The organism is Exiguobacterium sp. SH0S2, from assembly GCF_004337185.1.
Classification (GTDB): Bacteria; Bacillota; Bacilli; order Exiguobacteriales; family Exiguobacteriaceae; genus Exiguobacterium; species Exiguobacterium aurantiacum_A.
Window position 1 is genome coordinate 66,775 of the sequence record NZ_SJVB01000002.1, and the last position, 19,609, is coordinate 86,383.

General features: G+C 54.4%; 21 protein-coding genes. 12 read left to right on the forward strand and 9 right to left on the reverse strand.

The window, feature by feature from the left end; translation table 11 throughout:
• Nucleotides 1–29 precede the first annotated feature (29 nt).
• The 7 genes from EVJ21_RS05140 to cspD form a co-directional block, all read right to left on the reverse strand.
• Complete coding sequence (locus tag EVJ21_RS05140) at nucleotides 30–1,649, reverse strand: BCCT family transporter (RefSeq protein ID WP_070328675.1); 1,620 nt, start codon at nucleotides 1,647–1,649, stop codon at nucleotides 30–32.
• A 104-nt stretch (nucleotides 1,650–1,753) separates the two neighbouring features.
• Nucleotides 1,754–2,089 (reverse strand): cytochrome c551, encoded by a 336-nt coding sequence (gene cccB / locus EVJ21_RS05145; RefSeq protein WP_131490030.1) that lies wholly within the window; start codon nucleotides 2,087–2,089, stop codon nucleotides 1,754–1,756.
• 107 nt (nucleotides 2,090–2,196) lie between these two features.
• Nucleotides 2,197–3,054 carry a YitT family protein gene (locus EVJ21_RS05150; RefSeq protein WP_131490031.1) on the reverse strand — a complete coding sequence of 286 codons (858 nt, stop codon included), beginning with the start codon at nucleotides 3,052–3,054 and terminating at the stop codon, nucleotides 2,197–2,199.
• Between the two features lie 61 nt (nucleotides 3,055–3,115).
• A complete protein-coding gene (gene prfB / locus EVJ21_RS05155) occupies nucleotides 3,116–4,216 on the reverse strand; it encodes a peptide chain release factor 2 (RefSeq protein ID WP_016508664.1) in 1,101 nt (366 codons plus the stop codon).
• A gap of 54 nt (nucleotides 4,217–4,270) precedes the next feature.
• Nucleotides 4,271–6,793, reverse strand: coding sequence for a preprotein translocase subunit SecA (gene secA / locus EVJ21_RS05160; protein WP_131490032.1), 2,523 nt, complete (start codon nucleotides 6,791–6,793; stop codon nucleotides 4,271–4,273).
• 141 nt (nucleotides 6,794–6,934) lie between these two features.
• Nucleotides 6,935–7,495, reverse strand: coding sequence for a ribosome hibernation-promoting factor, HPF/YfiA family (gene hpf / locus EVJ21_RS05165; RefSeq protein ID WP_016508657.1), 561 nt, complete (start codon nucleotides 7,493–7,495; stop codon nucleotides 6,935–6,937).
• A gap of 325 nt (nucleotides 7,496–7,820) precedes the next feature.
• Nucleotides 7,821–8,018: a cold-shock protein CspD gene (gene cspD, locus EVJ21_RS05170; RefSeq protein WP_035386012.1), complete on the reverse strand. Its 198-nt coding sequence runs from the start codon at nucleotides 8,016–8,018 to the stop codon at nucleotides 7,821–7,823.
• Nucleotides 8,019–8,290: 272 nt separating this feature from the next.
• On the opposite strand from cspD, the gene EVJ21_RS05175 reads away from it, so the two are divergent.
• The 11 genes from EVJ21_RS05175 (at nucleotide 8,291) to EVJ21_RS05225 (ending at nucleotide 18,036) form a co-directional block, all read left to right on the forward strand.
• A complete protein-coding gene (locus tag EVJ21_RS05175) occupies nucleotides 8,291–8,785 on the forward strand; it encodes a competence protein ComK (protein WP_071397986.1) in 495 nt (164 codons plus the stop codon).
• Nucleotides 8,786–8,877: 92 nt separating this feature from the next.
• On the forward strand, nucleotides 8,878–10,593 hold the full coding sequence (locus EVJ21_RS05180; RefSeq protein ID WP_236636559.1) for a hypothetical protein: 1,716 nt from the start codon (nucleotides 8,878–8,880) through the stop codon (nucleotides 10,591–10,593).
• A gap of 9 nt (nucleotides 10,594–10,602) precedes the next feature.
• On the forward strand, nucleotides 10,603–10,893 hold the full coding sequence (locus tag EVJ21_RS05185; RefSeq protein WP_035386013.1) for an EscU/YscU/HrcU family type III secretion system export apparatus switch protein: 291 nt from the start codon (nucleotides 10,603–10,605) through the stop codon (nucleotides 10,891–10,893).
• Nucleotides 10,890–11,270 carry a flagellar protein FliS gene (locus EVJ21_RS05190; RefSeq protein ID WP_131464025.1) on the forward strand — a complete coding sequence of 127 codons (381 nt, stop codon included), beginning with the start codon at nucleotides 10,890–10,892 and terminating at the stop codon, nucleotides 11,268–11,270. The genes EVJ21_RS05185 and EVJ21_RS05190 overlap by 4 nt, the downstream gene beginning before the upstream one ends.
• Nucleotides 11,254–12,078, forward strand: coding sequence for a flagellin N-terminal helical domain-containing protein (locus EVJ21_RS05195; RefSeq protein WP_131464027.1), 825 nt, complete (start codon nucleotides 11,254–11,256; stop codon nucleotides 12,076–12,078). Before EVJ21_RS05190 ends, EVJ21_RS05195 begins: the two co-directional genes overlap by 17 nt.
• Before the next feature lie 22 nt (nucleotides 12,079–12,100).
• Nucleotides 12,101–12,544 carry a YaaR family protein gene (locus EVJ21_RS05200; RefSeq protein ID WP_016508634.1) on the forward strand — a complete coding sequence of 148 codons (444 nt, stop codon included), beginning with the start codon at nucleotides 12,101–12,103 and terminating at the stop codon, nucleotides 12,542–12,544.
• Between the two features lie 8 nt (nucleotides 12,545–12,552).
• Nucleotides 12,553–13,218, forward strand: a complete 666-nt coding sequence (locus EVJ21_RS05205; RefSeq protein ID WP_131464029.1) for a DUF2225 domain-containing protein — start codon at nucleotides 12,553–12,555, stop codon at nucleotides 13,216–13,218.
• A gap of 281 nt (nucleotides 13,219–13,499) precedes the next feature.
• Nucleotides 13,500–13,997: a DUF1572 family protein gene (locus tag EVJ21_RS05210; RefSeq protein ID WP_131490034.1), complete on the forward strand. Its 498-nt coding sequence runs from the start codon at nucleotides 13,500–13,502 to the stop codon at nucleotides 13,995–13,997.
• Between the two features lie 331 nt (nucleotides 13,998–14,328).
• Entirely contained in the window at nucleotides 14,329–15,831 is a 1,503-nt protein-coding gene (locus EVJ21_RS05215) for a PTS transporter subunit EIIC (RefSeq protein WP_370252124.1), read from the forward strand.
• A 17-nt stretch (nucleotides 15,832–15,848) separates the two neighbouring features.
• Complete coding sequence (locus EVJ21_RS05220) at nucleotides 15,849–17,207, forward strand: 6-phospho-alpha-glucosidase (protein ID WP_131464033.1); 1,359 nt, start codon at nucleotides 15,849–15,851, stop codon at nucleotides 17,205–17,207.
• Nucleotides 17,208–17,292: 85 nt separating this feature from the next.
• On the forward strand, nucleotides 17,293–18,036 hold the full coding sequence (locus EVJ21_RS05225) for a MurR/RpiR family transcriptional regulator (RefSeq protein WP_131490035.1): 744 nt from the start codon (nucleotides 17,293–17,295) through the stop codon (nucleotides 18,034–18,036).
• A 35-nt stretch (nucleotides 18,037–18,071) separates the two neighbouring features.
• Here the strand turns inward: EVJ21_RS05225 and EVJ21_RS05230 are convergent, their stop codons facing one another.
• Together EVJ21_RS05230 and EVJ21_RS05235 are read right to left on the reverse strand one after the other, a co-directional pair.
• A complete protein-coding gene (locus EVJ21_RS05230; protein WP_131490036.1) occupies nucleotides 18,072–18,713 on the reverse strand; it encodes a DUF4352 domain-containing protein in 642 nt (213 codons plus the stop codon).
• Nucleotides 18,714–18,866: 153 nt separating this feature from the next.
• Nucleotides 18,867–19,052, reverse strand: coding sequence for a hypothetical protein (locus EVJ21_RS05235; RefSeq protein ID WP_016508670.1), 186 nt, complete (start codon nucleotides 19,050–19,052; stop codon nucleotides 18,867–18,869).
• 160 nt (nucleotides 19,053–19,212) lie between these two features.
• On the opposite strand from EVJ21_RS05235, the gene EVJ21_RS05240 reads away from it, so the two are divergent.
• A complete protein-coding gene (locus EVJ21_RS05240) occupies nucleotides 19,213–19,575 on the forward strand; it encodes a DUF3021 family protein (RefSeq protein ID WP_131490037.1) in 363 nt (120 codons plus the stop codon).
• The last annotated feature ends 34 nt before the right edge of the window (nucleotides 19,576–19,609 follow it).

Here is a 19,609-nt window from a genome sequence, read left to right on the forward strand (position 1 = left end):
CAGGCACTCGCCGGGGCGAGTGCCTGTTTTCAATCGTTCCGTTTATCGGTCGGACGCTTTTTCAACGCGTCGAACGGTGAACGTTTCCGTTTCCGGTATTTGATGTGGATCGTCGGTGACTCATACTCTTCCGACGCCCGGATGTCTTTGCTTGAGACGCGCATGAACGACCAGGCGAGGAGCACCATGATGAAGATGAGCGGGAATCCGCCGACGATGCTCGCCGTCTGCAACGTGTCAAGCCCACCTAGGAACATGAGCGTCAGCGGCATGATACAGAGAGCAAACGCCCAGAACAGGCGGTTCCAGACGAGCGGCTCCTCTTCGACATGCTTTTGCGTGACCGATGCCAAGATATAGGAAGACGAGTCGAACGTCGTCGCGAGGAAGATGATCGCGAGGAGCGTGAACACGGCGACGACGACTTTACCGAACGGCAGCTGGCCGATAATGGCGATGATCGTTGCCGGCGGTCCGTACATGTCCATATACGAGATGACGTCGAACGCACCGGTCAAGTGGAGGTAGAGCCCGTAATTGCCAAGTATCCCAAAGAACAGGATACAGCCGAACGTCCCGTACACCATCGTCCCGATGACCATCCCGCGGATCGTGCGCCCCCGCGAGATCCGGGCGACGAACAGGCCGACGAACGGTGCGTAAACGAGCCACCACGCCCAGTAGAACACCGTCCACGATTCCGGGAAACCTGTCTCTTCGAAGCCGCCGAGGTTGCCGAACGGCTCCATCCACGTCGCCATCAAGAAGAAGTTGTCGAGCATCGTGCCGACCCCGTTGAACGTCGTCTCTAAGATGAACCGGGTCGGACCGAAGGCGAAGACGAACGTCAGGATAATGATGGCGAGCCAAATGTTCAAGTCACTCAGCACTTTGATGCCCCGCTTCAAGCCGACGTACGAGCTGATGGCGAAGATGACGGTACAGATGAGCATGATGACCGCCTGCATGCCGAGCGTGACCGGGATGCCGGTGATCTCGTTCACCCCTTCAGCGATCATCGGTGTCCCGAGGGCGAGCGTCGTGCCGGCCCCGCCGAGAAGACCGAAGATGAACAAGATGTCGATGACTTTACCGACCGGTCCGTCCGCCCATTTGCCGATGACGGGCCGGACCGCCTCGCTCACTTTCAACACCGATTTGCGGCGTACATAATAGAAGTAAGCGATCGGCAACGCCGGCAGCGTATAGATCGCCCAAGCGATCGGCCCCCAGTGGAACATGCCGTAGGCGGTCGCCCATTGGATCGCCTCGGTCGACTCCGGTGTGACACCGAACGGCGGTCCTTGATAGTAGTACACCCATTCGATGACCGACCAATACAAAATACTCGAGCCGATCCCGGCGGCGAACAACATCGCCGCCCAAGAGAACGTGCTGAACTCGGGTTCCTCATCTTCAGCGCCTAACTTGACGTGCCCATTTTCACTGAAAGCGACGAAGATCAAAAATCCGAACGCGCCGAGCCCCATCGCTAAATACAACATGCCAAAGTTCGTCGTCATGAACGTGTTGGCGGCGCCGACCCATGCCTTCCCCGTCTCCGGGAAAAAGACGAGCGGCAACGTCACCGTCAGCAACAGGACGAACGCACCGATGAACGTCGGCCAATCAATCAGTTTTGTCTTCACATCATATCCACTCCGTTTCACTGTCTTTATCGTTCCTTACCAAAATCCGATCAATCCAAAACAGGAAATGCAAAAAAACCACGGTTATCCCGTGGTCCTGATGATCACTTCTTCTCGGCGAGCCAAGCTGCGACCGCTGTGATTTCTTCGTCCTTCTCAATCACGTTCGCTGGCATCGCGCCTTGTCCGTTTCGAATAATGTTCTCGATGTCTTCAGCCGAGAGGCGTGCACCGACGTCCGTCAATGCCGGACCGCTCATGCCTTCCAAGTTCGCGCCGTGGCAGGCCGCACAGTTTTGTGCGTATACCGCTTCCGCGTCGACTGAAGCGGTCGTCGAGCCCGTATCCCCATTGCTTGTCGTTTCTTCTTCATCGCCGCCGCCGCACGCACCGAGCGTGAGCATGGCGCCGAGGCCGATGGCCATCATCCACTTCTTCATATAGGGTTCCCCTCCTAAGTTGTAGAAATTGCCTACATTATCCATTATAACCGTTTTGACAAGGCCTTTAACCTAATCTCACGAAAAGTACACAAAGATTCCACATGTCACGGGACGTTGCTATACCGTTTATCTGAGGTGAAACCTTGGCCCATTACCTCATGCGCCTCGCTGAAGATGAGGAACGCGTCGGGGTCGATGCGGCGGATCAGGTCTCTCAACCGGCTCACCTCGTTCTGACGGACGACGACGAGCAACATCGGCCGGTCGAGACGTGAATAGGCGCCGATCGCCTGGATCTCGGTCGCGCCCCGGTCGAGCTCGTCGAAGACGGCGCGCGTGATGACGTCACGCTTGTCCGAGATGACATACGCCATCTTGTCTTGAGTGAAGCCGAGCTGCACGAAGTCGATCATCTTGATCGTGATGTACAAGGCGATCAGCGCGTACAGTCCCGTCGTGAACGAGAACGTGACGGCTGCGACGATCACGACGGTACCGTCGAGGATGGCGATACAGAGATAGAGCGGGATGTGGGTGAACTTATGTAGGATCTGGGCGAGTAAGTCCATCCCGCCGGTCGAGGCCCGGCCGCGGAAGATGAGTCCGAGGCCGATCCCGACACCGACACCGCCGAACACGGCCGCGAGCAGCGTGTCCTCGACCGCCGCGCCCGCACCGATCGCTTCATAAAACAAGATCACACCTGGTAAGAAGATCGAGCCGACGAGCGATTTGACGCCGAAGCCGAGTCCGAGGATCATCCAGCCGACGAGGAGGAGCAACACGTTCGAGACGAGCTGGAACGCCCCCGGCGAGATGCCGAACAGCTCGTACGTGATGATCGAGATCCCGCTGACGCCGCCCGAGGCGATGTTGTTCGGGAACAGGAACAGACTGAACGCCGAGGCGACGAACACGGAACCGGTCAATAAGTAAATATAGTCTTTGACGATTTGCTTCATTAAAGAAATTCTCCTCTACATACAACGTGGCCCAAAGACGGACGTCTTTGAGCCACATGCATCACATATTTGTCTTACGGAGGTAAGCGTCGATGAAGCCCATGATGTCTCCATCCATGACGCCGCTCGTGTTCCCGACTTCATAACTCGTGCGGTGGTCTTTGACCATCGCATACGGGTGGAAGACGTATGAACGGATCTGACTGCCCCAGCCGATGTCTGTCTTCTCACCGCGGATCTCGTCGAGCTTGCGTTGCTGCTCATCGAGTTCGCGCTGGTACAGTTTCGCCTTGAGCATCTTCATCGCCGCTTCACGGTTCTTGATCTGCGAACGCTCGGCCTGACATGAGACGACGACACCCGTCGGCACGTGCGTGATCCGGACGGCCGAGTCGGTCGTGTTGATGTGCTGACCGCCGGCGCCTGACGCGCGGTACGTGTCGATGCGGAGGTCTTCGGTTCTGACGTCGATCTCGATATCGTCATCGAATTCCGGCATGACGTCGCACGAGACGAACGACGTATGACGGCGGCCTGACGAGTCGAACGGCGAGATCCGGACCAAGCGGTGGATCCCTTTCTCCGCTTTCAAGTAGCCGTAGGCGTTATGCCCGACGATGCGGAGCGTAACCGACTTGACGCCGGCCTCCTCGCCCGCGAGGTAGTCGACCGTCTCGACTTTCCAACCTTGTTTGTCCGCGAAGCGCTGATACATGCGGAGAAGCATCGAGGCCCAGTCTTGCGACTCAGTACCGCCCGCACCCGGGTGCAGCTCGAGGATGGCGTTGTTCGCGTCATACGGTCCGTTCAAGAGGATCTCGAGTTCGAACGCGTCGAAGTCGGCCTTGAGCGCCATGACCATCTCTGAGAGATCACCTTGCATCTCGACGTCCGGTTCTTCCTTGATGAGTTCGAGCGTGACTTCGCCGTCCTCGTGACCATCCGCGAGCTCTTGATACTTGTCGACCATCGCTTTGAGCACGTTCGACTCGTCGATGACTTTTTGTGCCTTCTCTTGGCTGTCCCAGAAGTCTGGGTACGTCATCTCGTTCTCGAGCTCGGCGATGCGCGCCTGTTTCTCCGTTAAGTTGAGCGATTGTCTGTAATTTTCGAGGCGTTTTGCCATGCCTTCGAGTTCGTTCCGAATATCTGAAATTTCCATAGTGAGATTCACCTTTCCGTAGGAAAGAGGCGAGCAGGCTCGCCTCTTCAAAAATTAAGCTTGTTGTTTGCCGTGACAGTTTTTAAACTTCTTGCCTGAACCACACCAGCACGGGTCGTTGCGCCCGAGGCGTTGGTCTTCTGAACGGCGGACCGGTTTTTTCTTCACCGGCGCGTCGTCCTTGCCAGACACCGCCACTTCCTCCTCGACGACTTTCTCGCGTCGGAGGTTGTCGCCGACCTCGGCACGGAGCACGAAGCCGGTCACTTCTTCCGAGATGGCCGCGTTCATCGCGTCAAACATGCTGACGCCTTCCGCCTGATACTCACGGAGCGGGTCGTTCTGTCCGTAAGCACGCAAGTGGATACCTTGACGCAGCTGGTCCATATGGTCGATGTGCGCCATCCAGTGCGAATCGACGGCACGGAGCACGATGATCTTCTCGAACTCGTTGAACCGTTCCGGCGGTGCGAGTTGACGTTTCGCCTCATATTGGGCGTTCGTCCGTTCAAGCAACAGCTCAGTGATTTCCTCGCGTTCTTTGCCGTAGAAGTCTTTCCCGGCGACCGTATTCTCGAGGGCGAGCGTCTGGTTGGCCCAGTGCGCCAGCTCGTCGATGTTCCATTCTTCCGGCACGAGTTCGAGCGGCGTGTATTGCGCGACGCCCATCTCGACCGTCTCACGGATCATCGAGCGGACGATATCGGTGACCGATTCGTTCTCGAGGATGCTGGCCCGGTCTTTATACATGACTTTCCGTTGGTCGGCCATGACGTTGTCGTAACCGAGCAACTGTTTACGGGCATCATAGTTATTGCCTTCGACACGTTTTTGAGCCGACTCGACCGCTTTCGAGACCATGCGGCTCTCGATCGGTTGCGTGTCGTCCATGCCGAGGCGCTCCATCATGCTCTGGAGGCTGTCGGTCCCGAAGCGGCGCATGAGTTCATCTTCGAGTGACAAGTAGAACTGCGATTTACCCGGGTCGCCTTGACGACCGGCCCGACCGCGGAGCTGGTTGTCGATCCGGCGCGACTCGTGGCGCTCGGTACCGACGATGTAAAGACCGCCGAGCCCGATGACACCTTCGCCGAGCTTGATGTCGGTTCCGCGTCCAGCCATGTTCGTCGCGATCGTGACCGAACCTTTTTGTCCAGCGTTCTCGACGATTTCGGCTTCACGGGCGTGGTTTTTCGCGTTCAAGACTTCGTGTTTGATCTTCTTCTTCGTGAGAAGCTTGCTCAAATACTCAGACGTCTCGACCGCGACCGTACCGACGAGGACCGGTTGTCCGGTCGCGTGCGCCGAAGCGATCTCTTCGACGACGGCTTTGAACTTGCCTTCCATCGACTTGAAGATGAGGTCAGAACCGTCTTCACGGACGATCGGCTTGTTCGTCGGGATCGTGACGACTTGCATGTTGTAGATGTTACGGAACTCTTCTTCCTCCGTCTTCGCCGTACCGGTCATCCCGGCCAGCTTCTCATACATCCGGAAGTAGTTTTGGTACGTGATCGTCGCGAGCGTCATCGATTCCCGCTGAATCTCGACGCCTTCTTTCGCCTCGATCGCCTGGTGCAAGCCTTCCGAGTAGCGGCGTCCGTCCATGACCCGACCTGTGAACTGGTCGATGATCATGACTTGGCCGTCGCGGATCATATAGTCGACGTCATGATGCATGACGGCGTTCGCACGCAATGCGAGCCCGACGTGGTGGTTGACCGAGACGTGCTCGATCGCGAACAAGTTGTCGATGCCGAAGAACTTCTCGGCGAGGTCGACCCCTTTGTCCGTGAGTAACACCGATTTCGTCTTCACGTCGACCGTGTAGTCGTCTTCGAGCTTGAGCGTCCGGACGAACGCATCGGCACGTGTGTACAACTCGGTCGATTTTTGGGCCGACCCTGAGATGATGAGCGGGGTCCGCGCCTCATCGACGAGGATCGAGTCGACTTCATCGACGATCGTGTAGTAGAGCTCACGCTGAACACGGTCTTCCTTATAAAGGACCATGTTGTCACGCAAGTAGTCGAACCCGAGTTCATTGTTCGTCGAGTACGTGATGTCACAGTTGTACGCCGCCTGCTTCTCGACGCGGTCCATGTTCGAGACGTTCAGTCCGACCGAGAGGCCGAGCGCGAAGTAGAGCGGTTCCATGAGTTCTTTGTCACGTTTCGCCAAATATTCGTTGACCGTCACGACGTGTACGCCACGGCCAGTCAGGGCGTTCAAATAAACCGGGAGCGTCGCGACGAGCGTCTTCCCTTCACCGGTCTTCATCTCGGCGATGTCGCCGTTATGGAGCACGTAGCCCCCGATGAGCTGGACGCGGTAGTGACGCATGCCGAGCACGCGTTCTGACGCCTCGCGACAGACCGCGAACGCTTCCGGAAGGATATCGTCAAGCGTTTCCCCTTTATCCAGACGCTCACGGAATTCGACAGACTTCGCCTGAAGTGCTTCGTCAGACAACGCCTTCGTCGGCTCAGCGAATGACTCGACTAAGTCGGCCGCTTTTTCTGCTTTTTTCAATACTCGTTTCTGTGGAGCAAATAAATCTTTCAAAAAGTTCGCCATACGTTTTATCTCCTCTGCACTCAGTCAAAAATGCATGTTTTTTCCCTAATGTACAGTTTAACCGAAGTGACCCACGCTTTCAAGGAAAGGCAAAACGAAACGGCCCTCCAAGTCGGAGGGCCGTGTGAATTCAAAGTTAGATTATTCAGGTTCGATCAAGCCGTATTTACCGTCTTTCCGACGATAGACGACGTTCGTGTTCCCGGTCTCCGCGTCTGAGAAGACGAAGAAACTGTGACCGAGCATGTCCATTTGAAGGATCGCTTCTTCCGTGTCCATCGGCTTGAGCGTGAATCGCTTCGTCCGCACGAGTTCGAGTTCTGCCTCGTCCTCATCGTACGCAGGAATGTCTTCAGAACCTTCGAGTGATTTGAAATACTCGCCGATCCCGCCTTCTTTGGCGCGTCCTTTACGGTTGAGCTTTGTTTTGTGTTTACGGATTTGACGTTCCAATTTGTCGACGACGAGGTCGATTGCCGCGTACATATCGAGGTTGGTTTCCTCAGCACGAAGCAATAAGTTCGTCATCGGGATCGTCACTTCTACTTTTTGCTTTTCGTTGTACACTTTCAAGTTGACGTAAGCCGTCTGTGCATCCGTAGGAGTTGTGAAATACCGAGTCAACTTCTCCAGCTTTTTCTCGACATAGTCTTTGATGGCTGGTGTGACTTCAATGTTTTCGCCGCGAATGTTATAAATCATCTTAACTCCTCCTTAAAATAACCGCTTGAACCAATGATTCGTCATTTTGGACCGAATCTCCTGCCTCATCGCTTAAAAAGATCTTAAAAAGAAAGCGGAAGCGGGTGGCTCATATATAGTATACCCCGAATTCAGTTTGTTTGAAAACGTTATCATCAGAAAATAATGACAATTTTGTTCCGATGCTCACGCCTGCAATCGAATCGGTTGTATAAAAAGAAGTTACCCGTTATCACCGTTTTTAAACTCGTTTTCTTAAGAGAAAAATACTATGTAGACAAAACAAAAAACCGACTTCACGAGGAAGCCGGTTCACGGTTTGAAATTATAATTTTACAACGTTAGCCGCTTGTGGGCCGCGTTCGCCATCTACGATTTCAAACTCAACTTCTTGACCTTCGTCAAGAGCTTTGTAGCCGTCAGTTTGGATTGCTGAGAAGTGTACGAAAACGTCCTTGCCGCCTTCTACCTCGATGAAACCAAAACCTTTTTCTGAGTTAAACCATTTTACTTTACCTACCATGTGCAAATCCATTCCTTTCACCATTGAAGAATACAGAGGCTTTCCCTCTAATAGCTATATTACCACCTTATCGTCCTCGACACAAACATTTTCTGCTTTTTTGTAAATGAATCGTCTTTTGGCTTACATTGGAATTATATTTCCCTACTTTTCATATTGGCTTATTGAATTTACATTTTTTGTGATATATCATGAAAGGGATGATTTAGGTTTGTGCTTTTTTGAATATCGGCCGATCCTGAAAATCTAATACGAGGAGGATGGTGCAGCGTATGCGCCCCTACTATTCCGAGGAAAAATATCGCATCACGAAGCGAACCGTGGCGATCCTGCCTTGCTTTGACATGATGAAGCAATCGCGAATCATTCTCGAGGACGGCAGCGAGATCTCGACCCCGCTCCGGCCGTACCAGTTGCTGCAGCTCTCTTGCCGCCAGTACAACAGCTCGATCGAGGAACGGATCTTCGTCGCTAAACGCGTCGCTGGGGTCAAAGGCAAAGTGCCGGTCGTCATCGAACCGACGACGGGACTCGTCTTCTTCCCGACGAAATCGCCGAAACGTGAAGATTGCGAATGGTACGCCTGGTCCCACATTCGGGACATCGCGACTGTCGAGGGTGCCCCGCACGGCGTGATCGTCACGAAAGACGGTCACCGCATCCAGACGAACGCGACCGCGTACGTCTTAAAAAACCAGATCAAAGCGACCGGTGAATTGGTCGCCCGGTTCCAACAACTGAACATGAGCCCTGCGCTCGAATCTTGACCTGCCTTCCGTCGTTTGACGGGAGGTTTTTTTATGGCCTTTTTGCTTCACTTTTTGAAAAAGAGGTCGATATATTGGTCGAGGTGACAACAATGCAAATCCAAGCGCAACTCGCTACAACCGTAGCCGCGAACGCGGGTGTCCAGATGAACCGCGTCTATAAAGCTGAAATCGTCAAACAGACCGGTCCTGACACGGCCATCGTCAAGGTCGGCGGCGAACAAGTCGAGGTCACGTTCAAAGACGGGCTGCCGAAGACGAACCCGTTCCAACTAACGCTCGTCGAAGAGGACGGGGTGTTGCTCGGGACCGTCGTCGTCAAACCGGAAACGGAGACGGCGGACGCACCTGTTCAAGGGACAAAACCCGAGACGAAAGTCGATACGAAAATCCAAGCGCTGCTCGCATCGCTCCCGCCCGAAGTGCGGAGCGCCGTCAGCCGCTTGATCCAATCGGGACGCCTGCCTATGAACGAGGACACGGTCCGCTTGCTCGAGACCGTCTTCAAAGGCGACATGCGCGACGCCGTCTTGTTCTTGCGCACGATGGACGCACCCGTCGTCAAACCGGACGTTTCCCGTGACATCGCGGTCGCTTCATTAGATGAAGCGAAACGTCAACTGAAGGTACCGGCACCGGACGCGCCGTACCCGCAAAAAGAGCGTTACGTCGAACTCGTCAACTTGTCGCGCCCGGCCGCAGAACGGGTCACACCGACACCGGAGACGGTCGACCGGCTGATCAAAGAACTCCCGGCCGCACCACCCGCCCGTCCCGAACCGAGGGAAGCCTTGCCGCCCGTAGGCGGACGTCAAGTCATGGTCAAGGAAGTGACGACGCATCTCGCTGCCGTGACGAACACGTTCCGCTCAGAACAAGCGACCGTGACGAAACAGCTCGGACAAGTCGCGGCCCTCGTCGAGACCAAACCGCATTTGGCCCGCCCTGCCTTAGAGACGGTTGGGACACGTCTGACGCACCTCATCCAAAAGACGGACGCGCTGTTACATACCGACGCTAGGCAAGAGAAAGCGCTCGTCGCGATGACGGCGAAGCTCGACGTCGCCTTGTCACTGTTGGCGACGAAGCCCGCCGAGAGTGCCGCCCTCATCAAAGACGTGCGCACAGCGTTGAACGAGTTCCGCTACGTGCCGAACCAGGTCCGCGTCGAATACATCCCGCATGGCGCCACTCGTGCCGGCGAGGTCCAAGTGACACCGCTCCGGCTTGACGCTAACCTGTCAGGCCGCCACGTCCAAGAGACGGCGCAGCGCGTCCAGACCGCGTCGCAACAAGCACAGGCCCAGACGTCGCAAGCCGTTCAGGCGTCAGCCTTGTCGGTTCGTTCCGAAGCAGCATCACCGGAAGCAGCGCGCCTCGCCTCGTTCTTCCAAGTCCAACAGACGATCAACCGGCTCGACGGCGGGCAGCTCCATCAGCTCCTGCTCGCCCTGCCGGCGAAAGTCCAGGAGATCGACACCGGCATCCACGTCCACATCCAAAACCGGGAAGCCGGCGACGTCGTCGATTGGGAGAACAGTGTCCTCTACATCCGGCTCGAGACACCTCGCTTAGGCGAAATCGGCGTGAAAGTCGAAGCACTCGACCGCAACCTCCGGCTCACACTCGAGCATGATGACCCGACGGTCGAACGGATCGCGCGACCGCTACTCGGCAAGATCGAGACGACGCTCGAAGCGATCGGCTACCGGAGCGTGACGACCCAGTTCCGCCCGCTGACGAAAGCCGAGAAAGTCGAAGTCGAACCAGAGCGCACGCAGACGACCGGCTATGACTTTAGAATTTAGGAGGCCCTTATGTATCAACGCATGGATTTGACGAAACGTAAGACGGCCGCCGTCGTCCGTTATGACGAGACGACCGACCGGGCGCCGGTTATCGTTGCCCGCGGCACAGGTGCCGTCGCCGACAAGATTTTGGAAGAGGCACGCTCGCGCGGTGTGGCCATCGAGCACGACCATTCGCTCCTCGGCCACCTGCTCGACCTTGACCTCGGGGATGCCATCCCGCCGGAACTATATGACGTCATGGCCGAAGTGCTACTTTTAATAGAAGAACTTGACTCGATCAAAGGAGAACAATCATGAATTCGAACCGATTATATGAAATGAGCCCGGAGGAGCTGACGCAAGCGATGCTCCACGCGCTCACCTATCACTACGAGACCGCGCTGACCGCGACGATCGCCGAGCGCAACCGTCATCTGCGCCAAGCGCGCGAACTGCTCGCCAAACTGTACCAAGGACTTCATGACGGCGGCGGCATCATCTCGGCCCAGCTCGAGGAATTGTATTTGTATATGGCGAAAGGCAGCCTCGAGGCGCTGATCGAACAAGACTTATGTAAAATCGAGGAGCTCCACTCGCTCGCGACCAACTTAGAGACGACGTGGGACGAGGCGATTTTGAACGCTCAGCTTCAACCCGCACACGTAGGAGGAAACCGTTATGAAAATTACCAATAACATTCAAGCGTTGAAAGCCTATACGTCGCTGTCGCTCAACCAGACGACGATGAAGAAGACGATGGACCGGCTCTCGAGCGGCGTCCGCATCAACAAGGCGTCGGACGACGCGGCCGGCCTCGCCATCTCCGAGAAGATGCGGATGCGCCTCGACTCGTTGTCGATGGCCGAGCGCAACACGCTCGACGGCATCTCGCTCACCCAGACGCTTGAAGGCGGCATGAACGAGACGCACTCGCTCCTGCAGCGCATGCGCGAACTGTCGGTCCAAGCGGCGAACGGGACGTTGAGCCCAGACGATACGAAAGCGATCCAAGAAGAGATCAACGCGCTCACAGAAGAAGTGAGCCGTATCGCCGAGACGACCGAGTTCAACTCGAAGAAGATCATGAACGGCGACTATATCGCCGGGAACGAGACACTCTTCTTCCAACTCGGGGCCGGCAGCGGTGAAGGCGTCGTCTTGAACGTCGCCGATATGCGCGCGGAAGCGCTCGGCATCGACGGGCTCGACGTCACGACACCAGGCGGCGCAAACGACGCCATCGCCAAGTTCGATAAAGCCATCAACGACGTCTCCCTCGAACGCTCGAAGCTCGGTGCCATCCAAAACCGTTTAGAAGCGAACATCGGTGTCGTCACGATCGGTTCAGAGAACTTGACCGCGTCTGAGTCACGCATCCGCGACGCCGACATGGCCCGCGAGATGATGGACTTCGCCCGCCTCAACATCTTGAACCAGTCCGGCATGGCGATGATCGCCCAGTCGAACGCTTTGCCGCAAGGCGTGTTACAATTGTTGAACTAACTTACAGAAAGGACGAGGCCTGATGGACATTCGTCGAATTATGGAGACCCAGTCGCTTCACGGCGCGGGCAAAGCCAAGCGTCCTGACGCGGAACCCGGCGTCTCGTTCCAGAACGTGATTGGACAAAAACGGGAAGACCGCGAATACGAGCGCTTCCAGCGCCAGATCGCGGCCATTCACGATCAAGGTGAGCTCCTCGCCGAGAGCCAGACGGTCGAGTCGCTCACCGAATATAAACGATTGATCAAAGACTTTATGAAAGACGCCGTTGACGCGGCGCTCAGCCTCGAAGACAAACGCGGGTTCAACCGCCGGGGCCGAGCCAAGATCTATAAGATCGTCGAGCAGGTCGACCAGAAACTGCTCGCACTGACGGACCAGGTCATCTCAGGAGAAGCGTCACGCCTGTCGCTCCTCGACCAAGTCGGTGAGATCCGCGGACTTCTCGTCAACGTGTACGTATGAGGTGACGTATGGCTGAACATTTGTTTTCGAAGAAAGTGAAATGCCCGTACTGTTTGAAGGAAAGTGTGACACCACGCATCTTATCGCGCCATATCCGGCCGCAAGAAGTCGCGAAGGACGGCTATACGACATACGACGGCGAAAACCCGTACTTGTATGAGCCGGTCGTCTGCAGCCATTGCCACCTCGTCTTCCACGACTCATTCGATAAAGTCCGCAAAAACAACCGCGAGGCGCTCGAGACGAACTATTTGTCCCGGGTCAACCCGGAGACGCTCGAAGGTGACCGCACGCCTGAACACGTCATCCAACTGTACAAGTTCGCCGTCATGACGGCGCAGCTGAGCGGACAGAAGCCGTCGGTCGTCGCCATGCTCGGGATGCGTCTCGTCTGGATGAACCGCTTGATCGGGAACGGGGCGGCCGAGAAGGAATGGATGCAACGGACGCTCGATAAGTATAACGAGGTGCAGGAAGTGTATACCGACCAGATTCGGACCGGCCTGCCGTACGATCAGCTCATGTTGCGGATCGCCGACTTGTCGGCCGCCCTCGGATTGTACGAGGACGCCCGGCGCTGGTACGGGATCTTGCTCGGCAGCAAGGAAGTATCAGAACGGATCCGGACGCAAGCGAAGGATCATTGGGAAGACTTCCGGGCTGAGCACGCCTAAAAGGGAAAGCCGCGGCTTTCCCTTTTCGCATACAAAAAAACCGCGCTCATCCACTCACGGACAAACGCGATCGACCCTCTTAACGGATGAACCCCCAAACCGAAAGGAGATATGCGCGATTTGATTCGCGACAAAACCTAAACAGGGCACCCAAGAACCGATCACGCGGTGGCGTCTTGCACGGTTCCACTCCATTATAAATCGCATTTCGTTATTTTACTATTGTTTTCACCGAAGATTTTTCGGGGTATTGTTTATATGAATGAAAAGGAGGACGTCACATGTTTGAACAACGTTACCTAACCGAAGTACGCAGCATCTTCCAAGAACAGAAACAGCTCGCAGAAAGAGCGCTCAATCAAGTAAGTGATGACGACCTGCATCGCGTGCTCGCACCGGACACGCTCTCGCTCGCCGTCATCGTGCAACACATCTCGAACAACATGTTATCCCGTTGGACCGACTTCTTGGCGACGGACGGGGAGAAACCGGACCGGAACCGCGACGCCGAGTTCGAGGACCAACAGTTGTCCCGCACCGAGCTCATGGCGACGTGGGACGAGCGTTGGCAACTGCTTGACGACGTCTTGGCGAGCCTGACACCGGACGACATCGGTAAGACCGTGTTCATCCGTGGCGAGGAGAAAAGCGTCATCTGGGCGATCGAGAAGCAAGTGTCGCACTACAGCTATCACGTCGGCCAGATTGTCTACTTGGCGAAGGTATTCGCCGGAGAGAGTTGGAGCGTGTTGACGATTCCGTTGCCGCATCAGCGCTGACATGGCGGCACTCGTCGCGTTCACCACGCGCGTCCGCTGTCACCAGGTGTTCGGACGCCAGCCCGTTGTTTTTATAGGGTACCGACATAAGCGCATCATCCCTATGACAAGCCTTTTCCTTCCTTGCATGTTACTTCACAAACGCGAAACATGTTTCATTCGTTGAAACGTGTTTTTTTGTGCGTGTTACCTATTCGATTCCCATTTTCCCCGTGGTAGTATTCAATTTGTAAAGCGCTTACAAAAATGATATGTCAAAGGATGGATGTTTATGAAGCGAGCAGTCAACATATTGCAAGACTTCGGAAAATCATTGTTCGCTCCGGTTCTCATTTTGCCAATCGTCGGGCTTTTCATCGCCTTTGGGAACATGTTCGGTAACGGGAACCTAGCGACTTATGTCCCATTTTTGAGCAATCCATATATCCAAGGATTCGGACAACTATTATCCGGCAGTGCCGTGGCAATCCTAGTCAACCTCGCACTCGTGTTCGCGGTCGGTATTCCGATTGGTCTCGCTAAAAAAGATAAAGGCTACGCCGCGTTGACCGGTCTTGTCACGTTCATCATTTTCATGAACGCGATGAACTTAACGCTCAGCCTGACCGGGAACTTGGCCGATGCGGAATCGATGCGTGCTGCAGGCCAAGGGATGGTTCTCGGTGTGCAAGTTCTCGAGATGGGCGTCTTCGCCGGAATCCTGATCGGTGGACTTGTCGGTTATCTGCACAATAAGTATTCCGGTGTTCAATTCGAAGGCGTCATGGCCATTTACTCTGGCCATCGATTCGTCGTCATTCTAGCGATTCCGACCGCAATCGTCCTCGGGTTCGCCATGACGTTCGTTTGGCCTTATGCGCAAAGCGTGATCACGAGTTCGGCCTACTTCATCAAGAGCGCTGGTGCGTTTGGGGTCTTCTTGTATGGATTCTTGGAGCGGGTCTTAATCCCGACCGGCCTACACCACCTCGTCTACACCCCGTTCCTGTATACGGAGCTCGGCGGAACGGCCGAAGTTTGCGGACAAGTGTATAATGGCGCCCGCAACATCTACTTCGCGGAGATGGCCTGTCAGGACGTGACTCAATTGAGCACGACTGCCGTCTGGGATGCGCGAGGCATCGCCAAGATGTTCGGTTTGACGGCTGCCGCTCTCGCCATGTACGTCACGGCGTCACCAGCTAAGAAGAATGCAGCGAAAGCCATCCTCTTCCCTGCCGCCTTGACGTCATTCTTACTCGGAGTAACAGAACCGCTCGAATTCGCGTTCTTGTTCACGGCACCGTTGCTCTTCGTCGTCCATGCTGTGTTGACCGGTTTCGGGATGACACTCTATTACCTTCTCGACGTCCACGCAATCGGGGCCAATGGCGCCATCGATTTCGTCCTGTACAATTTGCCGCTCGGTCTTGAAAAATCGAACTGGCACATGTATATCCTGGTCGGTCTCATCATGTCAGCTGTATATTTCATCGTCTTCCGGACGCTGATCCTGAAACTCGACTTGAAGACACCGGGCCGTGGGGATGAAGCAGAAGACATCAAACTTTACGACAAAAAAGATTACCAAGCCAAACAGACAGGCGAAGCAGCGGCGACGGACCTCGGTGTCGGTCACGTCATCATCGATGGTCTTGGCGGCCGTGACAACATCGACACGGTGGACAATTGTTACACACGCTTACGCGTCATCGTCAAAGACACGAGCAAGATCGATGAGCCGACGCTGCTCTCGACCGGGGCCAAAGGAGTCATCACATCAGGAGACAACATCCAAGTCGTATACGGTCTGCATGTGAAGAAAATGCGGGATGCTGTCGAAGAAGCATTATAACAAGGAGGAACTTGAACATGAAACAACAATCACCTTTCATCTTAACAATCGTCGGTGGCGGTAGCACCTATACACCGGGTATCGTGAAAAGCCTGATGGTACGGCTCGAAGAATTCCCGCTCAAGGAAATTCGCCTGTACGACATCGATGCCGATCGCCAACTCGCCGTCTCGAAAGTCGTTCAATATGTCATCAATCAACATACCGACCAAGTGAAACTCACCGTGACGACAGACCCGAAGGAAGCGTTCACAGATGCGGATTACGTGTTTGCCCAAATGCGGGTCGGCAAATACAAGATGCGGGAGCATGATGAAAAAATCCCACTCCGTCATCAAGTCGTCGGTCAGGAGACGTGTGGGCCAGGCGGACTCGCCTACGGTCTTCGCACGATCGAACCAATGATAGAGTTGATCGACTTCGTCGAGGCTTACGCGAACGACGCATGGATCATTAACTACTCAAACCCAGCCGCAATCGTCGCCGAAGGCATTCGTCGCTTACGCCCAACTGCGAAAGTGCTCAACATCTGTGACATGCCGGTCGGCGTGATGCGCAACATGGCCGCCGTGCTCGGGGTCGAACGTGAAGATTTGACGGTCAACTATTTCGGCCTCAACCACTTCGGCTGGTTCACGGAAGTGTTCGTCGACGGGGAAGACAAGTTGCCTGAGCTACGGGAACATATCGCTAAGTTCGGTTTATTGACCGAAGACATCTCGGTGATCGACGTACAACATTCAGATCCTTCATGGGTGAAGACGTATAAGAACATCAAACCGCTCATGGATTACTTCCCGGAATATATCCCGAATCCATACATGCAGTACTACTTGATGAGCACGGATATCGTCGAAGGGTCGAATCCTGAGCACACCCGTGCCAACGAGGTGATGGCGGGTCGAGAGAAGACACTATTCGAGGCTATCCGCACGTTCGACGAGACAGGCGAGATGCCTGAAGCGTTCCACGTCGGCGTCCATGGAATTTTCATCGTCGATGTCGCCATCTCGCTCGCGTTCGACCGCCGCGAACGTCACCTCGTCATCGTCGAGAACAATGGCGCCATCGCCAACATCCCGGACGATGCGATGGTCGAAGTTCCGGCTTACATCACGTCACACGGTCCAGAGCCGATTCGTGTCGGCCACATCCCGCTCTTCTATAAAGGTTTGATGGAGCAACAACTCGCCAGCGAGAAGCTGCTCGTCGAAGCGACGATCGAGAGGTCTTACGAAAAAACGCTACAGGCGTTCACGTTGAACAAGACGGTCCCGTCGGCCCGTCACGCCAAAGAGATTTTAGATGAGATGATCGAGGCGAATTCAGGTTTTTGGCCAGTTCTTGAGCCCAAACAACCTCTCGTCCGCAATTGACGAAAGAAGCGGTCCTTCACGGGGACTGCTTCTTTTTTTCGTTCCACTCGCTTATGATGAGATAGTGTGAAAGGAGAGATGGACGATGGAACCATCCGTATGGGATTTGTTAAAAGGGAAAAACCGTTTGACGGAGATGGAGTATAGCGTCTTGCTGTTCGCTGCCGAAAACGTCTCCCTCGTGCGCGAAATGAACATTCGTGAACTGGCGGCACGTTGCTACACATCACCTGCGACGATTATCCGCCTTTGCAAAAAGCTGGGATTTAAAGGTTACAGCGAATTCCTGTTTTTCTTGAAAGGACAGCAGCCAACATTGCATCAAACGCAAACGACTCACTTTGAAGCGTGGGACGACCAATTTAAAATGTTTTTGACCAATTTCGAGCGGACGAATACGTTGATCTCCGAGCAGACCCTCGCCTTCCATCGTTTGCTGGACGAAAGTCAATCGATTTTCTTATATGGAGCTGGATTCTCGACTTTTTTTGCCGAGTACATGGCGAAGAAGTTACATTTACTAAAGAAGCAAGCATGGGTTAGTTCGGCCGGAGACAGCCGCAGCCTGTTTCTCGCCCATATTGAACACCAAGATCTGTTCATCGCCTTCTCACGTAGTGGCGAAACCGAATCGGTGCTCGAGAAGGCACAGATCGCCAAACAACACGACATCCCCGTCATCGCCTTCACGCGCGCGACGAAGAATCGGTTGGGCGACCTCGCTTCCGTACATATTCCTGTTTATGACGATCAACGAGAAGAGTCGAAGGCGGCTTCTTCTTACGATTCAAATCTATTACTCGTGATGGAGATGCTCCTTCATCGCTGACAATGGTCGCACCAGTCTTCTGGCGCGACCATTCCTCATTTCTCAACGTTGATCATATATTCGTAACGTTCTTCTCCGATTGAATTATAATCGGCATCGAACGGTCCATCGACGACAAGTTTCAATTCGGTCAACTCTTCTGGCAACGCCTTGACGAAGAAGAGCACGTTCCCTTCTTTCTTCACTTTGCCGAGGAACTCGCCACCGACGTCATCCGAGAACCACATGTCGGCCGTCACTTGCTCCCCTGTGTTCGTGACGAGCGTCGCTTGGTTCGGATGGAAACTGACTGTATCGTCGACCGTGTTTTCAACGATGGCGTTGACGGCGACGACCGTCACCTCGTCTTGGCCGTCGAACGAATCACGATACGCTTCTGCGACTTGGAGCCGTGACGTCTGCACTTTATCGATGGTAAACGTCAGTGAAGCGATCGTCTCTTGAATGTCGAGCGCTTTGTTCTTCATGTAGATCGTGTTCGTCCCAAGCTCACTGTCTTGCACTTCAGCATCTTCTTTCGTTTTCACTTCTTCTTGTGTAGCGGATTCTGTCGCTTCTTCTGCTACCGCGACTTCTTCTGTTTCGGTTGCCGTCGTTTTCAATTCGTCCGCCTCCCCGCAGCCGACGAGTAACGCGAGTGGTAAGGCAAATAGGAATCCGTATCGTTTCATGTTCATTCAAAATCTCTCCTTTTTAAATTGACGAGTTATGGTTGATACAACGAGCATAACGGATTCATTCACCTGACCTTAGCAATAAAAAGTGACAGGTCCATACCCTATCACAATAAAAAACAAGGCTCGCAATTGAGCCTTGTTCGGTCTTGACATTTATCCTCGAGCTTTTAAGTCTTCCTCTTCATACGGGTCAGGATTCTCCTCGATCGGGGCATCGTCCTCGACGTACGCCTCGAGTTTCGGGTCCCGTTCCACGTATTCATCGTACGCCCCTTCTGGACCGTAGACGAAGTAACGACGATCTTTCGATGACTTAGGCTTTACCTTTTTCTCACTCATCTCGTTTCCCTCCTCTTTCCAGAACAGAAGCAACGGGTATAGTGGTATTTACCCGATATTACAACAAAACAGACGTGTTTGCATCTTCATCTACAAGGTGAAACTTTTCCACACGTCCTTCCGTATAAAAAGAAAAACGATAGATGAAAGGACGATACATATGAGTTTAATAAGAATAGGATGGCTACGCGGGATCGTTCTCTTTGCCGTTTTTGGTCTATTCGCCCTCTATCAAGGGTGGAACGGTCAACCGAATACCGCATACGACACGCTTATTGCTGCCGGGATGGCATTCTTTCTCGGCCTGACGAGCGTCATTTACGAAGTGAGGCGTTGGTCGTTCCCGAAACAGATTTTCATCCATTGGAGTGTCATGCATGTGACGATTCTCCCACTCGTCTTGCTCCGGACCGACTCATGGGTTCACGCCTACATTCAATTCAACAAGAGCGGGTTGATTCTTTTTACCGTGACGTTTTTGTTGTTTAAACTGATGCGGCGGCGACAAGTTAAAACATCGTGAACGCAGAAAAGCTCGAGGGCGAAGGCCTCGAGCT